The following is a 20919-nucleotide window of genomic DNA, read 5'->3' as shown; positions in this document are numbered from 1 at the left end:
TTATTCATGCAGTCCGCATTCTGTTTTCGCCATACCATTCCATCTGCCTGAGCGCAAATCCTCTGCTGTAAAAGCGGGAGCAGTGCAAGGCGCACAGCCAATACTTGGATATCCTTGGTCATGAAGCGGATTGTAGTCCAGTTCATTCCGGGATGTGTATCTCCAAATGTCTTTCCAAGTCCAATGGATAAGCGGGCAAACTTTTACTGACTTGAATTTTTCATCTTTGTTTAAGAAATTCGTATTGGCACGGCTTGGCCCTTGATCACGGCGCAGGCCGGAAAGCCAGGCTGGATGTCCTGAAAGCGCCTCTCTTAAAGGAACGACCTTTCTAAGATAGCAGCACTGATTCGGCTCTCTTTCCCACAGTTTGTCACCATGTTCTTCGGCTTGTTCCTCAAGGGTGAGGTCTGGTTTTTTCAGGATGATATTAAGACCCGGATAACGCTCTTTCACTCGTTCAATTGTTTCATAGGTTTCTTTAAAATGAAGTCCTGTATCAAGAAACACAATCTCTGCGTCTTTTTTCACTTTATAAATTAAGTCAATCAGAACGATTCCCTCAATTCCGAAACTGCAGGCATAAACAAGTTGATTGCCGTAATGGCCGTATGCCCATTTTAAAACTGACAGCGCTCCTTTATAAGGATCGTCTTCCGGAAATGTAATCGTTGGTTCTTCCCAATTATCATACGTTAACATTTCTTCTTTCCTCCTTTCGGAGACAAACAAACAGTAGCTTTCTGCCGGTTGTCTTTTCCCAATTGTAATGTGATTCGCGGCTGCTGATATCACAGACAGCCTTTTTTCCTCTTAAAATAAAAAACTTTCAATCCGGCGGAAAGAAAGACAGGAACAGCATGCAGCCCTTATCTTTCAAAATGGAATTCATTTTGCTGGAAGTAGCACCTTACAAACTATGCAGGTTGCCGGGCTTCATAGGTCCAGTCCCTCAGCCGCTCTTGATAAGTTTTTAGATTTGTAGTAAATTTTAGCACAATTCTAACATAAGTCAACCCGACTTTTTTTATAGGATTAATAAAAAAACAGGCCTCACAGCCTGTTTTCAAGTACAGCAAGGCTTTGAAGCCTCTTTACATCATTTGAATTTATTTTTTATTTTTTAAACCAATCTTTTGACTCGGGATTTCGTTTCCATGTTTGCAGCTTTTTTAGATCATCTGAATGAATATTTCCGTTTTCAAGCGCGACCTCTGTGAGCGTATCATAATCAGTTAATGAGTAGTATGGCAGTTCTGCCTTTGCGAAGGCTTCCTCCGCTTTAGGAAGTCCGTACGTAAAGATTGAGACGACACCAAGCACTTCACAGCCGGCCGCTTGTAAAGCTGCACAAGCTTCAAGCACGCTGCCTCCTGTGGAGATTAAGTCTTCAATGACGACTGTTTTTTGCCCTTCTTGCACAGCTCCCTCAATCTGATTGCCTTTTCCGTGCGCCTTCGGCTTGCTCCTCACATAACACATCGGAAAATTCAAACGGTCAGCCGCTAAAGCAGCATGAGGAATACCCGCGGTTGCTGTTCCCGCAATCATTTCAGCTTCGGGAAAATGCTCTTTGACAAGCTTGCTGATGCCTGAGGCGACATCATTTCTGACCTCTGGGAAAGATAGCGTAAGGCGGTTGTCACAGTAGATTGGTGATAAAATGCCGCTTGCCCATGTGAACGGCTCGTTCGGGCGTAAAAATACAGCTTGGATGTCTAAAAGATGTTTTGCGATGATTTGTTTCAAGATTTGATTCCCTCCCATTCAAGTCTGACAGCCTTATAGGCTTTTACCGGGTCTTCCGCTTTTGTAATCGAGCGTCCTACTACAATCGCTGATGAACCTTTCTCTCTTGCAATGGCAGGCGTCGCTACGCGGACTTGGTCATTCGCAGCGTCCTCTGCCATTCTGATCCCCGGAGTGACAGTCAGAAATGAAGGCGACACCGCTTGGTAAATGGCTTTTGCTTCATGAACAGAGCAGACCACTCCATCCAGTCCGCTTTCTTCCGCCTGTTTGCTGTAGTGCACAACCGTATCAATCAGAGATTTTTCGATCAGCAGTTCATCTTTCATGATTTGTTCAGATGTGCTTGTCAACTGGGTTACCGCGATAAGTGACGGACGTTTTTTTCCAGCAGGCGTACCTTCTTCTAAGCCTTCGAGAGCTGCCTGCATCATTTTTTTGCCCCCGGCCGCATGAACATTGACGAGATCTACTCCGAGACTGGCAAGGCGCTTCATCGCTTTGTTTACAGTAGTCGGGATGTCATGAAGCTTTAGATCTAAAAACAGCTCGCAGTTTCTTTCTTTTAGTTGTTTCACGATCGATGGCCCTTCTTGATAAAAAAGCTCCATTCCAACCTTTACAAATAACGGTTCTTGCTGAAAAGGCGCTAAGAACGCAAGTGTTTCTTCAGCTGATGCAAAATCAAGTGCGATGATGGGCAGGTTGTTTTTCATGATTCCAGCTCCTTCCGATGCATTCTTCAATTGATTGATAGCCGTATTGGCGCAAAACAGATGGGAGCTGTTCAATAATCTCTGGACATGCAAAAGGATTCACGAAGTTTGCTGTTCCGACAGCGACTGCGCTTGCTCCCGCGAGAAGAAATTCCAGGGCATCTTCAGCCGTCTGCACGCCTCCCATTCCGATAATCGGGATGTTGACCGCCTGGCTGACTTCATACACCATGCGAATGGCAACCGGCTTCACAGCAGGGCCTGAAAGTCCCCCTGTTTTATTCGCTAATATCGGTTTGCCAGTTTTTAAATCGAGTCTCATGCCGATTAGTGTGTTGATCATCGTAAGACCGTCCGCTCCCGCTTCCTCGATCGCTAATGCAATTTCTGTGATATTAGCCACGTTCGGGGAAAGCTTCACATAAACGGGTACATCCGAAACCTCTTTCACCGCTTTTGTCAAATCGGCAGCCATCTCAGGATTCGTGCCAAAAGCGATTCCGCCTGTTTTCACATTCGGGCAGGAAATATTTAATTCAAGAGTATGAACATTAGGCGCTTTGCTGATATGCTCTGCGACTTCAACATAATCCTCGACTTGAGAACCTGCGACATTGGCAATGATCGGCGTATCAAACTGCTCAAGCCACGGCAGCTCATTATGCAACACGCTATCCAGCCCCGGATTTTGGAGACCGATCGCATTGAGCATTCCAGCACCAGTCTCAGCTACCCGCGGCGTCGGATTCCCAAAGCGCGGCTCCTTTGTCGTAGCCTTAATCATGATGGCTCCAAGACAAGACAAATCATAAAAACGTGAAAATTCTTTTCCAAAACCGAAGCAGCCTGATGCAGGAATGATTGGGTTTTTCAAATCAAGTCCCGGCAATTTCACCTCTAGCATTACAGCGCCACCTCCTGAGCTTTAAATACAGGCCCGTCGAGACATACTTTTACATAGGATGTCTCACTTTCGTTTGTATGGCACACACACGCGAAGCATGCGCCGATTCCGCAGCCCATTCGTTCCTCCATGGACAGATATACTTCTTTATGGGCATATTCCTGTTTTAACGCCTTGAGCATCGGTGTCGGCCCGCAGCTGAGGAGGATATCAAACTCTAGATTTTTCCGTTTAATCACATCTGTGACAAATCCGGTTTCCCCGTAGCTTCCGTCAGCTGTTGCCACATACGTGTCTCCGTACTGCCGGCATTCTTCCTCGTAAAAAACATCCTTTGCCGATTGGAATCCTAAAACGTGGATGACATTTACCCCTTTTTCATTCAAGCGTTTCGACAGCTCTTGGAGAGGCGGCACACCTACTCCGCCCCCTACCAGCAAAGCCGTCTTTCCGGGTTGAACTTCATTAACAGGAAAGCCATTTCCCAAAGGCCCGAGGACATCCACAAGTTCTCCCTGCTGCTTCAGTGACAAGAGTCTTGTCCCTTCCCCATCTACCCGATAAATGATGGTGACTTCATTTTTTTCAAAGTTGACGTCTGCGATGCTGATTGGTCTTCTCAAAAGAGGCGTAACCGCTTCGCTCACTTTAAGATGAAGGAACTGTCCAGGGGTTGTAAACCCTTGGACAAGCTCCCCTTTCAGAACCATTTGATACACCCGGTCTGCAATTTGCTGGTTAGAACATACTGTCAAATACGCTTTTTTCATATAGTGACTGCCGCCTCCTGATTTGTGTTGACTGCCGGCATTTGATCAGCACGGAATGTCATGCTTTCCAGCACTCGCAATATCGCCTCTGCCGTATCTAAAGATGTTAGGCAGGCAACACCATTTTCTACTGATTCACGTCTGATTCTAAAACCGTCTCTTGCCGGCTGCTTTCCTTTTGTCAGCGTATTGATGACAAACTGCGCTTCTCCGTTTCTGATGACGTCAAGCAGGTTCGGGCCATCCTGACCGATTTTTCCGACGACCTTCGCTGGAATGGAAGCTTCTTTCAAGTAGCCTGCCGTTCCTTCCGTCGCTAAAATGTTGTAGCCGATCGCGTGGAACCGCTTAGCAATGGCAAGCCCTTCTTCTTTGTCCTTATCAGCTACTGTTAAAAGCACGGAACCGTAGTTCGGGATTTGAATACCTGAAGCAATCAAGGCTTTGTAGAGCGCCTTTTCAAGTGTCGAATCTTTCCCCATGACTTCACCTGTTGATTTCATTTCAGGCCCTAACGTAATGTCCACTCTTCTCAGCTTGGCAAAGGAGAAGACCGGCGCTTTTACAAATACACCTTGCTGTTCAGGCTGAAGGCCCTCTGTATAGCCAAACGCAGCCAGCTTTTGACCAAGAATGATTTTAGTTGCGAGATTTGCCATTGGGATACCCGTAATTTTGCTTAAAAACGGTACGGTTCTGCTTGATCTCGGATTCACTTCTAGCACGTACACCTCGCCTTGCGACAAGACGAATTGAATATTGAGCAAACCGACAATATTCAGCCCTTTAGCCAATGCGATCGTGTATTGTTCAATTTTTTTCTTAATGTCCTCTGTGAGAGACTGAGGCGGATAAACAGCGATTGAGTCTCCGGAGTGAACGCCCGCACGTTCAATGTGCTCCATAATTCCCGGAATGACGACTGTTTCACCATCCGATACTGCATCGACTTCAATTTCTTTTCCAGTCAAGTATCTATCAATTAATACAGGGTGCTGTGGATTGATTTTAACTGCGTTTTTCATGTAATGAAGCAGCTCTTCTTCATGATACACAATCTCCATCGCCCGGCCGCCAAGTACATAGGAAGGGCGTACCAATACCGGGTAACCGATATCACTTGCGATGCTTACCGCCTGATCAACTGATGTCGCTGTTTTGCCAAGCGGCTGCGGAACACCAAGTTCTCCAAGCGCTTGTTCAAATTTATCCCGGTCTTCTGCACGGTCTAAATCTTCTAATGAAGTTCCAAGGATTTTCACTCCGCGTGCAGAAAGCTCGTCAGCAAGGTTAATCGCAGTTTGTCCGCCAAATTGTACGACAACGCCCATTGGCTGTTCGAGGTCAATGATGTGCATAACATCTTCAATCGTAAGCGGTTCAAAATACAGCTTGTCTGAGATGCTGAAGTCTGTTGAAACGGTTTCCGGGTTGTTATTGACAATAATGGCTTCATAGCCTGCTTGTTTAATTGCCCATACAGAGTGAACCGTCGCATAGTCGAACTCGACACCCTGACCGATTCGAATCGGACCCGAACCAAGCACCATCACACTTTTCTTATCCGTAACGACAGATTCATTTTCTTCTTCGTATGTGCTATAGAAGTATGGCGTTTCTGACTCGAATTCCGCCGCACATGTATCTACCATTTTGAATACCGGTGCAATCCCCGCTTGTTTTCTCAAGCTGTAAAGCTCGGATTCTTTCATTTTCCACTCGCGGCTAATGTACTGATCAGAGAAGCCGAGTTCTTTTGCCCGTCTCAGCACATCTGTATCGCCCGCATTCGCCTTCAATTCTTTTTCAAACTGTACGATTCCGAACAGCTTATGCAAGAAGAAAACATCGATAGCGGAAAATTCATGGAGGTCTTCTACCGTGTAGCCTCTTCTGTACGCTTCAGCTAAGTAGAATAAGCGTTCATCACCGGCCTTTTTAATTCGCTTTTCAAGAAGCTCATCTGAAATGTCAGCGGCGTCCTTCAATTCAAGATGATACACATCCGCTTCCAGTGATCGCACTGCCTTCAGCAATGACTCTTCAAGCGTGCGGCCGATTGCCATGACCTCACCTGTCGCTTTCATTTGCGTGCCAAGCTTTCTGTTTGCTGATTCAAACTTATCAAACGGCCAGCGCGGAATTTTGGATACGACATAGTCAAGAGCAGGTTCAAATGCTGCGTATGTTTTTCCTGTCACCGGGTTCATCATTTCATCTAATGAAAGGCCGACTGCAATTTTAGCAGCGAGCTTTGCAATCGGGTATCCCGTTGCTTTTGATGCAAGGGCAGATGAACGGCTGACACGCGGATTTACTTCAATAATGTAATATTGGAAGCTGTCTGGGTCTAAAGCGAGCTGCACGTTACATCCGCCTTCGATTCCAAGCGCGCGAATCAGTTTTAACGATACATTCCGCAAGAGCTGATATTCGCGATCGCTGAGCGTTTGGCTCGGCGCGACAACAATACTGTCTCCAGTATGGATTCCAACCGGATCAATGTTTTCCATGTTACAAACGACAATGGCGTGATCCTGGCTGTCTCTCATGACTTCATACTCGATTTCTTTATAGCCGGCGATGCTTTTTTCAAGCAGACATTGGTGTACCGGGCTTAATTTCAAGCCGTTCTCAACGATTTCTTTTAACTCTGTCTCATTCGAGCAGATGCCTCCGCCTGTTCCGCCTAATGTATATGCCGGGCGGACAATGACAGGGAATCCAATTTGACTGACGAATTTTTCTGCTTCTTCAAGGGAGTGGATAATCTCACTTTCAGGCACCGGTTCATTCAGTTCATTCATTAATGTTCTGAACAAGTCACGGTCTTCAGCTTGCTGAATTGCAGACAGTTTTGTGCCAAGCACTTCGACGCCGCATTCTGCCAGAACACCTCTTTCAGAAAGCTCAACCGCAAGATTCAAACCGGTTTGGCCTCCGAGTGTAGGAAGAATGGCATCTGGTCGCTCTTTTCTGATGATTCTTGTCAGGAATTCAGGTGTGAGCGGTTCGATATAAACCCGGTCAGCCATTTCTGTATCTGTCATGATCGTGGCAGGGTTTGAGTTGACAAGGATGACTTCATAACCTTCTTCTTTCAAAGCAAGACAGGCTTGTGTTCCCGCATAGTCGAATTCTGCTGCTTGGCCGATGATGATCGGTCCAGATCCGATTACTAAAATTTTGTTAATGTCTACGCGTTTTGGCATACCGCTTCCCCTTCTTTCTCTGTTGTTTCGATCATTTCGATGAATCTGTCAAATAGGTGGTTGGCATCCTCAGGACCAGGTGAGGCTTCGGGATGATATTGAACCGTAAATGCCGGCAATGTTTTATGCTTCAGCCCTTCAATCGTATCGTCGTTAATTGCGATATGCGTCACTTCCAGTTCTGTTTTACTGATAGACGAAACTGTATATCCATGGTTTTGAGATGTTAAGGCAACTTTTCCTGTAGCCAGCTCTTTTACCGGGTGGTTTGAGCCCCTGTGGCCGAATTTCATTTTTTCGGTATTCGCCCCGCACGCCAGCGCGAATAATTGGTGGCCAAGACATATTCCGAATAATGGCACTTTTCCAAGAACACCTTTAATCATTTCAATCGCTTCAGGCACATCCTTTGGGTCTCCAGGTCCGTTAGAAAGCATGATACCGTCCGGTTTCAGCTGAAGCACCTCTTCCGCTGTAATGTTGTAAGGCACAACGATGACGTCACATTTCCGTTTGTTCAGCTCTCTTAGAATCCCGTGTTTCATGCCGAAGTCAACCAAGACGATGCGTTTGCCTCTTCCCGGGCTCGGATATGCTGTTTTTGCTGATACTTGGGATACTTGATTTCTTGGCAATTCCGTTTCGTTCAGTCTTTTCAGCACTGCTTCGATATCTTCATCAGATGAAGCGAATGTTCCTTTTAGCGCGCCTGCCGTGCGGATCATTCTTGTCAGCTTCCTTGTATCAATCCCCTGGAGTCCGGGAATATTTTTCATTTTTAAATACTCGTCTAAGGTGTATGCTGAACGCCAGTTGGAAGGCAGCTCACATAATTCTTTGATGATCAGCCCTTTGACAAAAGGGGTAATGGATTCAAAATCATCACGGTTAATGCCGTAATTTCCGATAAGCGGGTATGTTAATGTTACGATCTGTCCGCAGTAAGAAGGATCAGATAAAATTTCCTGATAGCCTGTCATCCCAGTATTAAAAACGACTTCTCCCATTTTGTGTTCTAAGCTTCCGAAGGCTTCTCCCTCGAATACCGCTCCGTTTTCCAGTACTAATCGTCTCTTCATTTGACAAGTCTCCCCTCTTCATAAGCAAGCTTCCCTGCCGCAATTGTAGCGACCGGCCAGCCGGTGCAGCTGATGCCGTTGAATGGTGTATTTTTTCCTTTTGATAAAAATGTCTCTTTGTCTATAACTGCTTCTTTTTCTAAATCGATTAACGTAATGTCCGCAGCTTGCCCCGTTTGTAATGTTCCATATGGGAGACCGAACGCTTCGCATGGCTTGATTGTCATGTAGTCAATCAGCTGCTTCAGCGACCAGCTGCCATTTTTGACAAAGTGTGTGTAAAGAAGCGGGAATGCTGTTTCTAAGCCGACAATTCCGAATGGCGCCAGTTTCATTTCTGTGTTTTTCTCTTCTTCCGTATGCGGTGCATGGTCTGTTGCGATAAAATCAATTGTTCCGTCTAAAAGACCTTCAATTAAAGCAGCTCTGTCTTCTGCGCTGCGGAGCGGAGGATTCATTTTATAGTTTGTGTCCAGCCCCGGGATGTCCTCATCACAAAGCAGCAAATGATGCGGCGACACTTCTGCTGTCACTCTGATTCCCGCTTTTTTCGCATCGCGTACAACTCTGACAGATTCTTTCGTGCTGATATGGCATACATGATAATGGCAGTTTGCCGCCTCAGCCAGCAGCACATCGCGGGCAATATGAACCGATTCACACACAGAAGGAATGCCGTTTAGCCCGTTCGCTTTGGAGAATGTCCCCTCATGTACGCTTCCTCCGTAAATTAAGGAGTTGTCCTCGCAATGTGCAACAATCGCTTTGTCAATTGCGGCTGCCCGTTTCATCGCTTCATACATCATACCTGCTGTCTGTATACCAACGCCGTCATCTGTAAAAGCAAATGCCCCGGCTTCTTTTAATGCTTCAAAGTTTGTCATTTCATCGCCGATTTGTCTGATCGTAATGGATGCATATGGAAGAACTCTGACGCATGATGTTTCTTTAATTCTGTTTTGCACCCATTCCATCTGCTCCTTTGTATCAGGAACCGGCCGCGTATTCGGCATTGCTGCTACTGTAGTATAGCCGCCGCGTGCCGCCGCTTTTGCCCCGGTTTCAATAGTTTCTTTTTTCTCTCCGCCCGGCTCTCTGAAATGCACGTGGAGATCAACAAACCCAGGTGAAACGAGCAAACCTTTTGCATCAATTACCGTTTCATTATCCGTTGCATCAAGCTTGCCGATTGCGGTGATGGTTTCTCCAGTCACTCGGATATCCGCTTCTGTTTTTTCACCATTTTCGTTTAGTATCCAGCCGTTTTTAATGAGATATGACATACGCTGCTTCTCCTCTTTTCACATTGGTTTGTAAGGCACGCTGTATCACTGCCATTCTGATAAATACGCCATTTTGCATTTGCTTGAAGATTCTTGATTTTTCGCTTTCTACTAAGCTGTCATCAATCTCCACTCCTCTGTTTACCGGAGCAGGATGCATGATGATCGCATGCCGCTTCATACGCTCAGCCCGTTCTACGGTCAAGCCGTATTTGTTTAAATAGCCTTCCTGGCTGACAGCGGACTGATGTCGTTCATTTTGAATGCGCAGCAGCATGACAACATCGGAAGACTCAACTGCTTCATCCATTGAGACATACGTGCCGAATGTATTTTCTTCATCCTGCCATTCCGAAGGGCCGGAAAATAGGACCCGGGCACCCAATCTTGTCAACACTTCCGCATTTGACCTTGCCACTCTGCTATGCTTGATGTCGCCGTGAATGGAGACGGTAAGCCCTTTGAACGTATTGAACTCTTCATAAATCGTCATTAAATCAAGCAGTGATTGTGTTGGATGCTGGCCGCACCCGTCTCCCGCATTCAGAATCGGAATGTTCACCTGGCTGACAAGCTCTTCATAATACTCATCCTCACTGTGCCTGATGACGCAGACGTCCACACCGATTGATTCGAGCGTCCGGATCGTGTCATATAAGGTTTCGCCTTTTTGCACGCTTGTGCTTGTTCCATCAAGGTTGAGCACATTCATGCCCAGCTTTTTTTCTGCGACCTCAAAGCTGAACCGCGTTCTCGTGCTCGGTTCGAAAAACAGGTTTGCTGCAAACTTTCCTGTAAGCTGATTGTCTGTTTTTCCGCTTTTAAGGTCTTGTGCTGTTTGAAGCAAATCTTTGATTTCCTCAGTGCTGAGTTCACTCATCGTCGTTAAATGCTTCATGTTCTTTCCCCTCTCTTTTCAACTTAAGGCTGAAAAAAACCCCGGTCTAAGGTAGACTCGGGGTATGGTTAAATAGAGGGCAGCATTGAAGCTTCCTTCTCTTCATAACCCTTCCAAGCCTCTCTGGACTTTCATTAAAAGGTTTTAGATATGATGTTGTTCAGATGTGTCTGCCTGCTCTTCCTTCGCCTGCGGAAGAATCAGGTTTAAGATGACACCGACAATTGCGGCAAGCGCCATTCCTGACACTTGGAATCCGCCTTGAGACACTTGGATAAAAGCGCCTCCTACACCGATGACAAGGATAACTGATGTAATAATGAGGTTTCTGTTGTTTTCATAATCAATTTTGTTGTCAATCAGCATTCGCAGGCCGCTTGAAGCAATGATTCCGAACAGCAGGAAGGAGACGCCTCCCATGACCGCTGACGGCACTGAACTGATCAGCGCTGAAATTTTGCCGATAAAGCCGAAGCAACAAGCAATCACTGCCGCTCCTCCGATGACAAAGACGCTGAATACTCTTGTGATGGCCAGCACGCCAATGTTTTCTCCGTAAGTCGTTGTCGGCGGACCGCCGATCAGGGAAGCGAGGATTGTCGCCACACTGTCACCCATAATAGAGCGATGAAGACCTGGCTTTTTAATGAAATCTTGTCCGACAACCTTGCTCAGCACCATTTGGTGGCCGATATGCTCTGACATTGTGACAAATGCGACAGGAACCATTGCGGCTGCGATGCCGAGTGTAACTGACGGTGAATAATCTTTGAACGGTATGATAAATTCAGGAACTGCAAACCATTTCGCGTCAAGCACCGGCTGGAAGTTGACAATCCCTTGAGTAAGGGCAAACAGGTATCCGCCGATGATTCCGATCAGAACCGGAATCAGGCTTAAAAATCCTCGTAAGAAAATCGCACAAATAATCGTGATTGCCAGCGTAACTCCTGCGACACTAAAGTGCTTTAAGCTGTAGACCAACTCACTCGCGTTCGGATCAGCATACATCGCCATGTTTACCGCAGTGCTTGCCAGTCCCAGCCCGATGACGATAATAACAGGCCCTACGACTACAGGCGGGAGAATCTTCATCAGCCATCCTGTTCCAAGCTGCCTGATCAATAAGGCAATCAGCCCGTACACCAGCCCTGCAAGAAACGCTCCAACCATTGCCGCTCCCGGCCCGCCGGTCGCTTTTACCAGAATGATCGGAGAAATAAAGGCGAAGGATGAACCGAGATACGCCGGAATTTGCCCTTTCGTAATAAGAAGGTACGCCAGTGTTCCGATGCCGCTTGTCACCAACGCCACAGCAGGACTCATTCCGACGAGCTTCGGAACCAAAATGGTTGAGCCAAACATGGCAAACAAATGCTGAAGGCTGAATGAAACCCAAGAGAAAGGTGTCGGGACATCCCTGACCCCTAAATTTACTTTTTTCTTACTCATGATGATTTCCCCCTGATTGTTGACTTTCATTTTAGGATGACTCAATGACTGTATAAAAAAACCTCTTTGCTTTTTTACGCAAAGAGGCATACAAAGACCTGCCGAATGCTTTTTTGGGCCTTTGTTGTGCACCTCTTTGCAACCTCTCTGGATTGCCCTTAAAAAGGTGATCTATTATTCGTTTTCATAAATGGCGACGAGATCGTTTTGGTCTACCTCATCAAGCTGAACCATAACCTTTTCTGACTTTGATGTCGGGATGTTTTTCCCGATATAATCCGCTCGGATCGGCAGCTCCCGGTGTCCTCTGTCCACAAGCACTGCAAGCTGAATGGAGGAAGGTCTGCCTACATCAACAAGCGCATCCATTCCTGCTCTGACTGTTCTTCCGGTATACAGAACATCATCAACGAGAATGACTTTTTGATCTGTGATATCTACCGGAATATCTGCACCTTTTACAAGCGGTTCATCGTTGCTCGTTTTTTTAGAAAGATCGTCTCTGTAAAGAGTAATATCAATTTCACCGACTGTAACAGGATTTCCCTCAATCTGTTCAATGCGTTCCGCAAGGCGTTTTGCCAGGTAAATCCCTCTTGTCTTAATGCCGACAAGGATGCAGTTATTCATTCCTTTATTGCGTTCGATCATTTCGTGAGCAATCCTGGTCAGCGCCCGTCTGATTGCCTGTTCGTCGAGAATGACAGCTTTTTGATTCAATGTGTGACACCTCACAGTTCATATAGAAGAAAAAACCCCTCCTACCAGAGCATAGAGGGGTTTTAGGACAAGGTGCGCGCCTATACACGCATCCCGTCAATCCGTTATCCTTCTCAGCCTCTCTGGACTGTTTTAAAGAATCTATTCAGCTTCGTTTATTATTTCAGAAAAGAAACCCTCTGTCAACCGTTTTTTCTGAGGTTTTCGATTAATTCTGCCATATCCTCAGGAAGCGGCGCTTCAAATTCGACATATTCTCCTGTTCGTGGATGGTCAAAACCTAAAACTCCCGCGTGAAGCGCTTGGCCATTAAAGTCGATTGTTTTTCTTGGGCCGTATTTCGGATCGCCTGCTAATGGGAATCCGATATATTTCATATGAACACGAATTTGATGGGTTCTCCCTGTTTCAAGCTGGCATTCCACTAACGTAAAATCCTCAAAACGCTCTAGTACATGAAAATGAGTGACAGCGTTTTTGCCATCACGTGTCACAGTCATGCTTTGACGGTCTTTCTTATCTCGTCCGATCGGCGCGTCAATTGTGCCATCATCGTGAGAAATAAGCCCGTGGACAACTGCCGTATATTTCCGCGTGACCGTTTTGTTGACCAATTGGTTTACAAGTGACTCGTGCGCCATATCATTTTTCGCCACCATTAATAAACCGGACGTGTCCTTATCGATTCTGTGAACAATACCCGGACGCATCACGCCATTTATTCCGGAAAGGTCTGTGCAATGAGCCATAAGGCCGTTTACAAGTGTGCCCGTAAGATGCCCGGGTGCTGGGTGAACAACCATTCCGCGAGGTTTGTTGACGACCAGCACATCCTGGTCCTCATAATAAATATCCAGATCCATAGGCTCTGCCAGGACGTCGAGCGCTTCCGGTTCGGGTACAGTGACGGTCACCTGATCACCCGGCTGAATTTTATAATTCGCTTTCACCGCGCTTCCGTTCACGACAACCTGTCCGTCTTTTACCCATTGCTGAACCTGGGTTCTTGACCAATCATTCTCAGTCGATGCCAAAAATTTATCAATCCGCTCACTTTTTTGTTCTTCTGAAGCGGTTATATCAATTTGATTCATGCTATTGCTCCTTTTTCTTTTTCCCGCTGTCCAACAGCATTTGTATAAATAAAAGCATTACGCCGACACATAATGAAGAGTCCGCGATGTTAAATATCGGGTAATTGTAATTGACAATAATAACATGGATAAAATCCACAACTTCCTGTCTGACAGCCCGATCGATAAAGTTGCCGATGGCACCGCCAAGCATAAGTCCGAGGGCAACGCCAAGAAGCCTTTGTCCCTTTGTATAACGCTGTATGTAATAAACAATACCAATAATAACAGCGGTTGTTATGAGGTAGAAAAACCACATTTGACCCGCTAATATCCCCCATGCAGCACCCGTATTGCGATGGGAGGTGATATAGAATACCTGATCAATGATCGGAATGCTTTGGCCAAGTTCCATGTTCTTAACAACTAGCCATTTTGTCAATTGATCGGCTGCAATAATAAGTAGTGCAATCATATAATACAGCACAAACGTTCCTCCAGTTTACGGTTACTTTAATCCATTATGCATTTTATCAATAAAAAGCACTGGAGTAAAGAAATATCAGGCATATTAACCGGCCAGACACTGTTATTCATACAGTGCCTGACCATATTCGATATCCGTTGATTTCCATATCGGAAGCGTTTTTTTTTCAAATTGGACAGAATAAAGAAAATCGTTTGCTGTTCGGGCAGTCGGCAGCACTGCCAGCTTTGCAAGAGGAATGGGAGCCCCGGTTTCTTCACAGTATCCGAATGTGCCGTTTTCGATTTTGGACAATGCAAGGAGAACGTCTTGAAGCTCTTCTTTAATATGATAGATCAGAGTTGCTTTTTGTTTATGATTGATTGCTGCTTGCGGGCTTGTAGAAACCTGAAAGCAAGAATACTCAAATAATCTCGACTGTAATTCTTCTTTCATCAGAAGAAGTTCCGTATAAATTGCGGTCAGTTGATCATTCATTCTTCACAACTCCTGCTCTTAACGTAGTACCTTTATTGTTGCCTATGAATGATGATCTAAAGCCCATAAGATTTTTCCTGCCGTTCTAAAGGATGTCACTCTTGGCACAAAAAAAGCCCGGCTTTTACGCCGGGCCCTTTTCATTATTTTTGATAGTATTTTTCAACGATTTCAGCGTTGCGTAATGAAAGTGTAGGATATTTCGGATTTGCACCTACATCTTTTGAAATCACACGTGATCTCTCACACATTTCGCCTTCCGCTTTCTCGACAGCGATTTTACCCGTCGCAAAGCTTTGCGCATCGTTCGGCGCATCATTTTCTTCGCTGATTGTCAGTTCAGACACAATAAACAGCTGAGAAAGGTTTTCTTTTATGGAAGCTAAGAGCTCCTTGTTTTCTTTGTTTGGATACAATTTCAGGTTTGCTTCCAAAGATTTACCGATAATTTTTTCATTTCGCGCAGTTTCTAATGCTTTTAACACGTCATCACGAAGAGCCATAAAGCGGTCAAATTTTTCTTCAGTCGCTTCACTGTTTGGAACCGCGATTGTTTCTGGCATATCGGTCAGCTGAACGCTCTGCTCTTCAACAAATGTTAAATGAGACCACAATTCGTCTGCCGTATGTGGAAGGATAGGCGCAGAAAGCTTCACTAATGCAAGAAGCGTTTCGTAGAATACTGTCTGCATGCTGCGTCTATCCGGATGATCCGCATGCTCGATGTAGACAATATCTTTTGCAAAATCAAGGTAGAATGAGCTCAATTCGATTGTGCAGAAATTATGAATGCTGTGATACACAACCGCAAATTCGTACTCATCATACGCTTTTTTCACCTTATCAATCAGCTTGTTCAGCTTAATCAGCATATACTGATCCACTTCACGAAGATCTTCGACAGCCACCGCATTTGTTTTTGGATCAAAATCGAAAAGGTTGCCGTGAAGGAAACGGAACGTGTTGCGGATTTTACGATATACTTCCGCAACCTGCTTTAGAATGGCGTCAGACACGCGAACGTCCGCCTGATAATCCACTGAAGATACCCATAATCTTAAGATGTCGGCACCAAGCTGTTTCATGACTTTAGCCGGAACAACAACGTTACCGATTGATTTACTCATCTTGCGTCCTTCTCCATCCAGTGCGAACCCATGGCTGAGCACACCTTTATACGGCGCTTTCCCTGTTACGGCTACTGCTGTAGAAAGAGAAGAGTTAAACCAGCCGCGATATTGGTCAGATCCCTCTAAGTATAAATCAGCCGGGCGAACGAGGTCATCACGTTCTTCAAGCACTGCTTGATGTGAAGAGCCTGAATCAAACCAAACATCCATGATATCCTGTTCTTTTGTAAATGTGCCGTTCGGGCTGCCAGGATGCGTAAAGCCTTCCGGAAGAAGATCCTTTGCTTCTTTTTCAAACCAAATGTTTGATCCGTGCTGTCTGAACAATTCAGAAACATGTTCAATGGTTTCATCTGTAATAATCGGTTCTCCGTTTTCAGCGTAAAATACCGGAATCGGCACACCCCACGCACGCTGTCTGGAAATACACCAGTCGCCGCGGTCCCGAACCATGTTGTGCAAACGCTGCTCGCCCCATTCAGGTACCCATTTGGTTTCTTTAATGGCATCCAGCAGGTCTGATCTGAAATCTTTAATAGACGCAAACCATTGCGCTGTCGCTCTGAAAATGGTTGGTTTTTTTGTTCTCCAATCATGCGGATAAGAGTGAGTAATGAATTCAAGCTTCACAAGTGCGCCTTTTTCATCAAGCTGCTGTGTGATCGCTTTGTTTGCATCATCATAGAACATGCCTTCAAAGCCAGGAGCTTCGCTTGTCATTACACCTTTTTCATCGACCGGGCAAAGCACATCTAAACCGTATTTTTGGCCGATGATAAAGTCATCTTCCCCATGTCCTGGCGCTGTATGAACGCAGCCTGTTCCGGCATCAGTTGTTACATGTTCACCAAGCATAATGAGAGAGTCTCTGCCATATAGCGGGTGTTCAGCGATAATGTTCTCAAGGTCTTTCCCTTTGACCGTTCTTGTCACTTCATACTGATCAAATCCGCATGCCGATGCAACATTTTCGACTAAGGCACTTGCTACGACAAAGCGGTCTTCAGCTACTGCAATCACGCTGTACTCAAGATCAGGATGCACTGAGATTCCGAGGTTCGCCGGAATTGTCCAAGGCGTTGTTGTCCAAATGATGATGCGCTCGCCGTTTTCAAGAACGCCTTTTCCGTCTTTTACACCAAAAGCGACGTAAATAGATGCTGAACGTTTATCTTGATATTCGATCTCGGCTTCAGCCAGAGCAGACTCACTTGAAGGTGACCAGTTAACCGGTTTAAGGCCTTTGTAAATATAGCCTCGTTTTGCCATTTCACCAAATACGCGGATTTGCTGCGCTTCGTATTCCGGTTTTAATGTCACATATGGGTTTTCCCAGTCACCGCGGACACCAAGACGTTTGAATTGCTCACGCTGTCCCTCGATTTGCTTCCAAGCGTACTCTTCGCATAGTTTGCGGAATTCCGCTACTGACATTTCTTTGCGGTTGACCTTTTTGTTTTTTGTCAGAGCTGTTTCAATTGGCAATCCGTGTGTATCCCAGCCCGGCACATACGGTGCGTTGTAGCCGCTCATTGATTTATAGCGGACAATGAAGTCTTTCAAAATCTTGTTAAGTGCATGGCCCATATGGATGTCGCCGTTTGCATACGGAGGTCCGTCGTGTAAAACAAATTTCGGGCGGTCTTTCGTCCGTTCCTGAACAAGACGGTAGATATCCTCTTCCTCCCATTTTTTTTGAATGTCAGGCTCGCGGTTTGGCAAATTTCCACGCATCGGGAAATCTGTTTTCGGCATTAAGAGCGTGTCTTTAAAATCCATTTTCATTCCTCCACTGCATTTTTTCAGAAAATAAAAAAAGCCCTCTCATCCCATAAGGGACGAGAAAGCTTATCTCGCGGTACCACCCTTTTAGAAAAAGCAAGCATACACTTTTTCCTCTTGAGCATCGTAACGTGATGAACGTCCTAACCTACTGTGAGTTCAGCAAGGAAACTAAAGGGCTGATCTACATGATTCCGGCCATCCCGGACTCTCACCATCTCCGGGTCGCTATGAAGGCCTGAAGGAAACATGACTGTCCCTTTCAACCGTTTTTTCATCTGAATTTATGAACGTATTATATTCGACAAGCTAAGAAAATGTCAAGATAATCAGAGAATTTATTCCTTTTCCTCAAATACAGCGTCGACTTCATACTCAAGGAGATGATCCCAATCGTCATTTTTCAGAAGATCAAGCTGAGCTTCAATCAGCATTTGGAAACGTGTTCTGAACACTTTAGACTGTTTTTTCAGCTCTTCAATTTCCATTGCAATTTTTCTTGATTTTGATAACGATTCGTTGATAATGCGATCAGCGTTTTTCTCCGCTTCCCGAACGATCAGCTTTGCCTCTTTTTGAGAATTGCGTTTTACGTCTTCAGCCGCTTCTTGAGCAACTAAAATGGATTTATTCAATGTTTCCTCAATATTGGCAAAGTGTCCGATTCTTTCATCAAGCTCATTGACTTTCGCTTCAAGCTCAGTTTTCTTGCGGAGAACAATTTCGTAATCTTTTCTGACTTGGGCTAGGAATTCATTTACTTCATCTTCATCATATCCGCGAAAACTTTTTGTAAACGTCTTGTTGTGAATATCATTTGGCGTTAATGGCATGATGCCACCTCCATTTTTACATTTCAGTACGGTTATCTAGTTCACATTATAAAACAAATTTCGCACAGATGGAGAAAAAAACTGAAAAACCGACTATTTTTGTCGTTCAAACGTAACTCTCCATTTGTCTTTTTTGGTTTTCCCTTCGATTTTTGTTAAGCTGCACCGGCCAAAACCTCTGATAGACAGCATGTCCCCTTCCGCGACTATGTATGAAGGATCTTCAACCACCTTCCAGTTCACTTTCACGAGGCCGTTTTTCACAAGCGTCTGTGATTTCTGGCGGGATTGCCTGCTCATAGAGGCGCAGACGGCGTCAAGCCTTAAAGAAGAAACCGTGTCATCTCTTATTTCGACATCAATTGCTGGAATGTTAAGGTCTGACAAGTCGATTTTCTCTAGGCTGACCGCCGCTTTGCCTGCTTGGGTCAGCTGTGCAGCCACAAAATCAGCGGTATCGGCTGAGACAATCAATTGCACTGCTGTCTCAGAAAACACGATGTCACCGAATTTTTGCCGCTTTAATCCTATGCCCATTAATGCACCAAGCAGAGAACGATGATCTACTGAGACAAACTTGTCAGCATAACGGACGTTAAACGCCTGCAATTCAAAATCCGATTCTTCCGGAGTAATGTACTCTGGATACAGAATCGCCCGTTTCCGCTCCGCTCTGTCATAGCCGCCGGAAAAAGCAAGCCCGACGTCAGCCTGTCCCGTAACAGCAGAGAGGATGACCTGCTCTCGGGGATCTAAAAAGTCGGTCAGCTTCATCCGGTACTGCTCCTGGACAATTCTTTTCCATTCGAGCGCCTGATCAATAAAGGCCCGCTCGTCTTTTCTGAAGTGCTGATATATATCGCTCATCGTCTTTCCCTTCTATGTAAAGAGGCTTGGCTGCTGCCAAGCCCCTATCAAACTGTCACATTAAAACGCAATCATGCGATAAAGCCCCCACAAGCCGGTTGTCGCAAACCGAAGCACAAGTATTGCTACGATTGGTGAAATATCCAGCATTGCAATCGGAGGAATGATTTTTCTGAATGGTTCGAGATATGGTTCACAAATCGAAGCCAAAAAACGCCCAACTGCTGTTTCCCTCGTACTCGGCACCCATGACATAAAAATATATATGATCAGGGCAAATGAGTATATTGTGATTAATAAGTTTAAAACCGAAAAAACTTGATAAAGGATCATCTCGCTTTACCACCTCTGATGTTCGTCTTCAGATATGAGCTCAGAAATTGTGCCTGATACATCTACGTTGTCAGGCGTGCAGAGGAAAATATCTGAGCCGATTCTTTGAATATCGCCGCCAATGGCATAAACGGTTCCGCTTAAAAAGTCAACAATCCGCTTCGCCTGGTCATGCTGTATCCGCTGAAGATTGACGACAACTGCCCGCCGGTTCTTCAAATGGTCGGCTATTTCCTGCGCCTCCGCATAAACGCGCGGCTCACTCAACACCACTTTAGAGGATTTCTGAACACTTTGCAAGCTCACTACATTCTGTTTGCCCGCTGGTTTATTCCCGTTGTAAGGCGGCTTTTCTTTTTGCTCATGCTCCTCATGTGATTCCCGCTCTGTCTCAATATATTCATATTCGTATTCTTCATCTTCCATTGAGAAAAAGTTTTTCAGTTTATTTTTCATACTCATTGCTGTACACCCCCTGTTTCATTTCCGACTAACGATGAGCCGATTCTAATATAAGTAGCTCCTTCTTCAATTGCAATTTCAAAATCATTTGACATGCCCATCGACAGTTCAGTACACGGAGCGTTCGGCTGGTTCAGCTTCTGAACCTGGTCACGGAGTTCTCTCAGCGACCTGAAACAGCTTCTGATCTGATCTTGATCATCAGTCAGCGGAGCCATTGTCATCAGCCCGGCAACAAGGATATGTTCGAAACCGGAAAGCTCCTGTATGAATGGAATGACTTCTTCTTTTTTCATGCCGTGTTTAGAAGGCTCAAGAGAGGTATTGACCTGCACAAAGCATCGTACAGTACCTTCAGCCCGTTTTTCAATTTCTTTCGCTAATGAGAGCCGGTCTAGGGAATGGATATAGGAAACCGCATTGACGACAGATTTTGCTTTTCTTGATTGCAAACTGCCGATAAAATGCCATTCCGGATTCCCTTTCATCAATTCCTGTTTGCGGAGCAGTTCCGCATCCCGATTCTCTCCGAGGCAGGTGATGCCAGCATCTACTGCCTCCTGTGCTCTTTCAGGCGATACATATTTTGTGACTGCAATAACCGTAACTTCATCGGAGCTGCGGCCCGATCTGTTACATGCTTCGTTTATTCGTTCGTTTATATGTCGTAAATTATCAACAACACGCAAGAT

General features: G+C 45.4%; 20 protein-coding genes, 1 riboswitch and 1 other annotated feature. All 20 genes read right to left on the bottom strand.

Annotated elements, in window-relative coordinates; genetic code table 11:
• The gene (locus NYE49_RS08465; protein ID WP_003221498.1) at positions 1–702 is read right to left on the bottom strand and encodes a phosphoadenylyl-sulfate reductase; all 702 of its coding nucleotides are present in this window, start codon (positions 700–702) and stop codon (positions 1–3) included.
• A 164-nt stretch (positions 703–866) separates the two neighbouring features.
• A riboswitch (SAM riboswitch) is annotated at positions 867–972 on the bottom strand.
• A gap of 144 nt (positions 973–1116) precedes the next feature.
• Entirely contained in the window at positions 1117–1749 is a 633-nt protein-coding gene (gene pyrE, locus NYE49_RS08460) for an orotate phosphoribosyltransferase (protein ID WP_038828200.1), read from the bottom strand.
• Complete coding sequence (gene pyrF / locus NYE49_RS08455; RefSeq protein WP_047182588.1) at positions 1746–2465, bottom strand: orotidine-5'-phosphate decarboxylase; 720 nt, start codon at positions 2463–2465, stop codon at positions 1746–1748. Before pyrF ends, pyrE begins: the two co-directional genes overlap by 4 nt.
• Positions 2434–3369, bottom strand: coding sequence for a dihydroorotate dehydrogenase (locus tag NYE49_RS08450; protein WP_047182587.1), 936 nt, complete (start codon positions 3367–3369; stop codon positions 2434–2436). Before NYE49_RS08450 ends, pyrF begins: the two co-directional genes overlap by 32 nt.
• Positions 3369–4139: a dihydroorotate oxidase B electron transfer subunit gene (gene pyrK / locus NYE49_RS08445; protein WP_017694839.1), complete on the bottom strand. Its 771-nt coding sequence runs from the start codon at positions 4137–4139 to the stop codon at positions 3369–3371. Before pyrK ends, NYE49_RS08450 begins: the two co-directional genes overlap by 1 nt.
• Positions 4136–7351 (bottom strand): carbamoyl-phosphate synthase (glutamine-hydrolyzing) large subunit, encoded by a 3216-nt coding sequence (carB, locus tag NYE49_RS08440; protein WP_015252124.1) that lies wholly within the window; start codon positions 7349–7351, stop codon positions 4136–4138. The genes pyrK and carB overlap by 4 nt, the downstream gene beginning before the upstream one ends.
• Positions 7336–8430 (bottom strand): carbamoyl phosphate synthase small subunit, encoded by a 1095-nt coding sequence (locus NYE49_RS08435; RefSeq protein ID WP_047182586.1) that lies wholly within the window; start codon positions 8428–8430, stop codon positions 7336–7338. Before NYE49_RS08435 ends, carB begins: the two co-directional genes overlap by 16 nt.
• Entirely contained in the window at positions 8427–9713 is a 1287-nt protein-coding gene (locus NYE49_RS08430) for a dihydroorotase (RefSeq protein ID WP_003232117.1), read from the bottom strand. The genes NYE49_RS08435 and NYE49_RS08430 overlap by 4 nt, the downstream gene beginning before the upstream one ends.
• Complete coding sequence (locus NYE49_RS08425; protein WP_038428929.1) at positions 9697–10611, bottom strand: aspartate carbamoyltransferase catalytic subunit; 915 nt, start codon at positions 10609–10611, stop codon at positions 9697–9699. The genes NYE49_RS08430 and NYE49_RS08425 overlap by 17 nt, the downstream gene beginning before the upstream one ends.
• 144 nt (positions 10612–10755) lie before the next feature.
• Positions 10756–12063 carry a uracil permease PyrP gene (gene pyrP / locus NYE49_RS08420; protein ID WP_015483210.1) on the bottom strand — a complete coding sequence of 436 codons (1308 nt, stop codon included), beginning with the start codon at positions 12061–12063 and terminating at the stop codon, positions 10756–10758.
• A gap of 174 nt (positions 12064–12237) precedes the next feature.
• On the bottom strand, positions 12238–12783 hold the full coding sequence (gene pyrR, locus NYE49_RS08415; protein ID WP_003232127.1) for a bifunctional pyrimidine operon transcriptional regulator/uracil phosphoribosyltransferase: 546 nt from the start codon (positions 12781–12783) through the stop codon (positions 12238–12240).
• A gap of 182 nt (positions 12784–12965) precedes the next feature.
• Positions 12966–13877, bottom strand: a complete 912-nt coding sequence (locus NYE49_RS08410) for an RluA family pseudouridine synthase (RefSeq protein WP_047182585.1) — start codon at positions 13875–13877, stop codon at positions 12966–12968.
• 1 nt (position 13878) lies between these two features.
• Entirely contained in the window at positions 13879–14343 is a 465-nt protein-coding gene (gene lspA / locus NYE49_RS08405) for a signal peptidase II (protein ID WP_003245047.1), read from the bottom strand.
• Positions 14344–14445: 102 nt separating this feature from the next.
• Positions 14446–14820 carry a sporulation-related RNA polymerase-binding protein YlyA gene (gene ylyA / locus NYE49_RS08400; RefSeq protein ID WP_014479740.1) on the bottom strand — a complete coding sequence of 125 codons (375 nt, stop codon included), beginning with the start codon at positions 14818–14820 and terminating at the stop codon, positions 14446–14448.
• A 143-nt stretch (positions 14821–14963) separates the two neighbouring features.
• Complete coding sequence (gene ileS, locus NYE49_RS08395; RefSeq protein WP_047182584.1) at positions 14964–17729, bottom strand: isoleucine--tRNA ligase; 2766 nt, start codon at positions 17727–17729, stop codon at positions 14964–14966.
• A gap of 52 nt (positions 17730–17781) precedes the next feature.
• Positions 17782–18008, bottom strand: a binding site (T-box leader).
• 62 nt (positions 18009–18070) lie between these two features.
• Positions 18071–18565 carry a septum site-determining protein DivIVA gene (gene divIVA / locus NYE49_RS08390; RefSeq protein WP_003221468.1) on the bottom strand — a complete coding sequence of 165 codons (495 nt, stop codon included), beginning with the start codon at positions 18563–18565 and terminating at the stop codon, positions 18071–18073.
• 93 nt (positions 18566–18658) lie between these two features.
• Complete coding sequence (locus NYE49_RS08385; RefSeq protein ID WP_047182583.1) at positions 18659–19432, bottom strand: RNA-binding protein; 774 nt, start codon at positions 19430–19432, stop codon at positions 18659–18661.
• A gap of 60 nt (positions 19433–19492) precedes the next feature.
• Positions 19493–19765, bottom strand: coding sequence for a YggT family protein (locus tag NYE49_RS08380; protein WP_014479736.1), 273 nt, complete (start codon positions 19763–19765; stop codon positions 19493–19495).
• A gap of 6 nt (positions 19766–19771) precedes the next feature.
• Positions 19772–20227 carry a cell division protein SepF gene (gene sepF / locus NYE49_RS08375; RefSeq protein ID WP_015483208.1) on the bottom strand — a complete coding sequence of 152 codons (456 nt, stop codon included), beginning with the start codon at positions 20225–20227 and terminating at the stop codon, positions 19772–19774.
• Entirely contained in the window at positions 20224–20916 is a 693-nt protein-coding gene (locus NYE49_RS08370) for a YggS family pyridoxal phosphate-dependent enzyme (protein WP_014479734.1), read from the bottom strand. The genes sepF and NYE49_RS08370 overlap by 4 nt, the downstream gene beginning before the upstream one ends.
• Positions 20917–20919: the final 3 nt, after the last annotated feature.

This window comes from Bacillus sp. FSL L8-0358 (assembly GCF_038593095.1).
Classification (GTDB): Bacteria; Bacillota; Bacilli; order Bacillales; family Bacillaceae; genus Bacillus; species Bacillus subtilis.
Note: the sequence above shows the minus strand (reverse complement) of the source record. Positions and strands in the feature narration are given on the sequence as shown.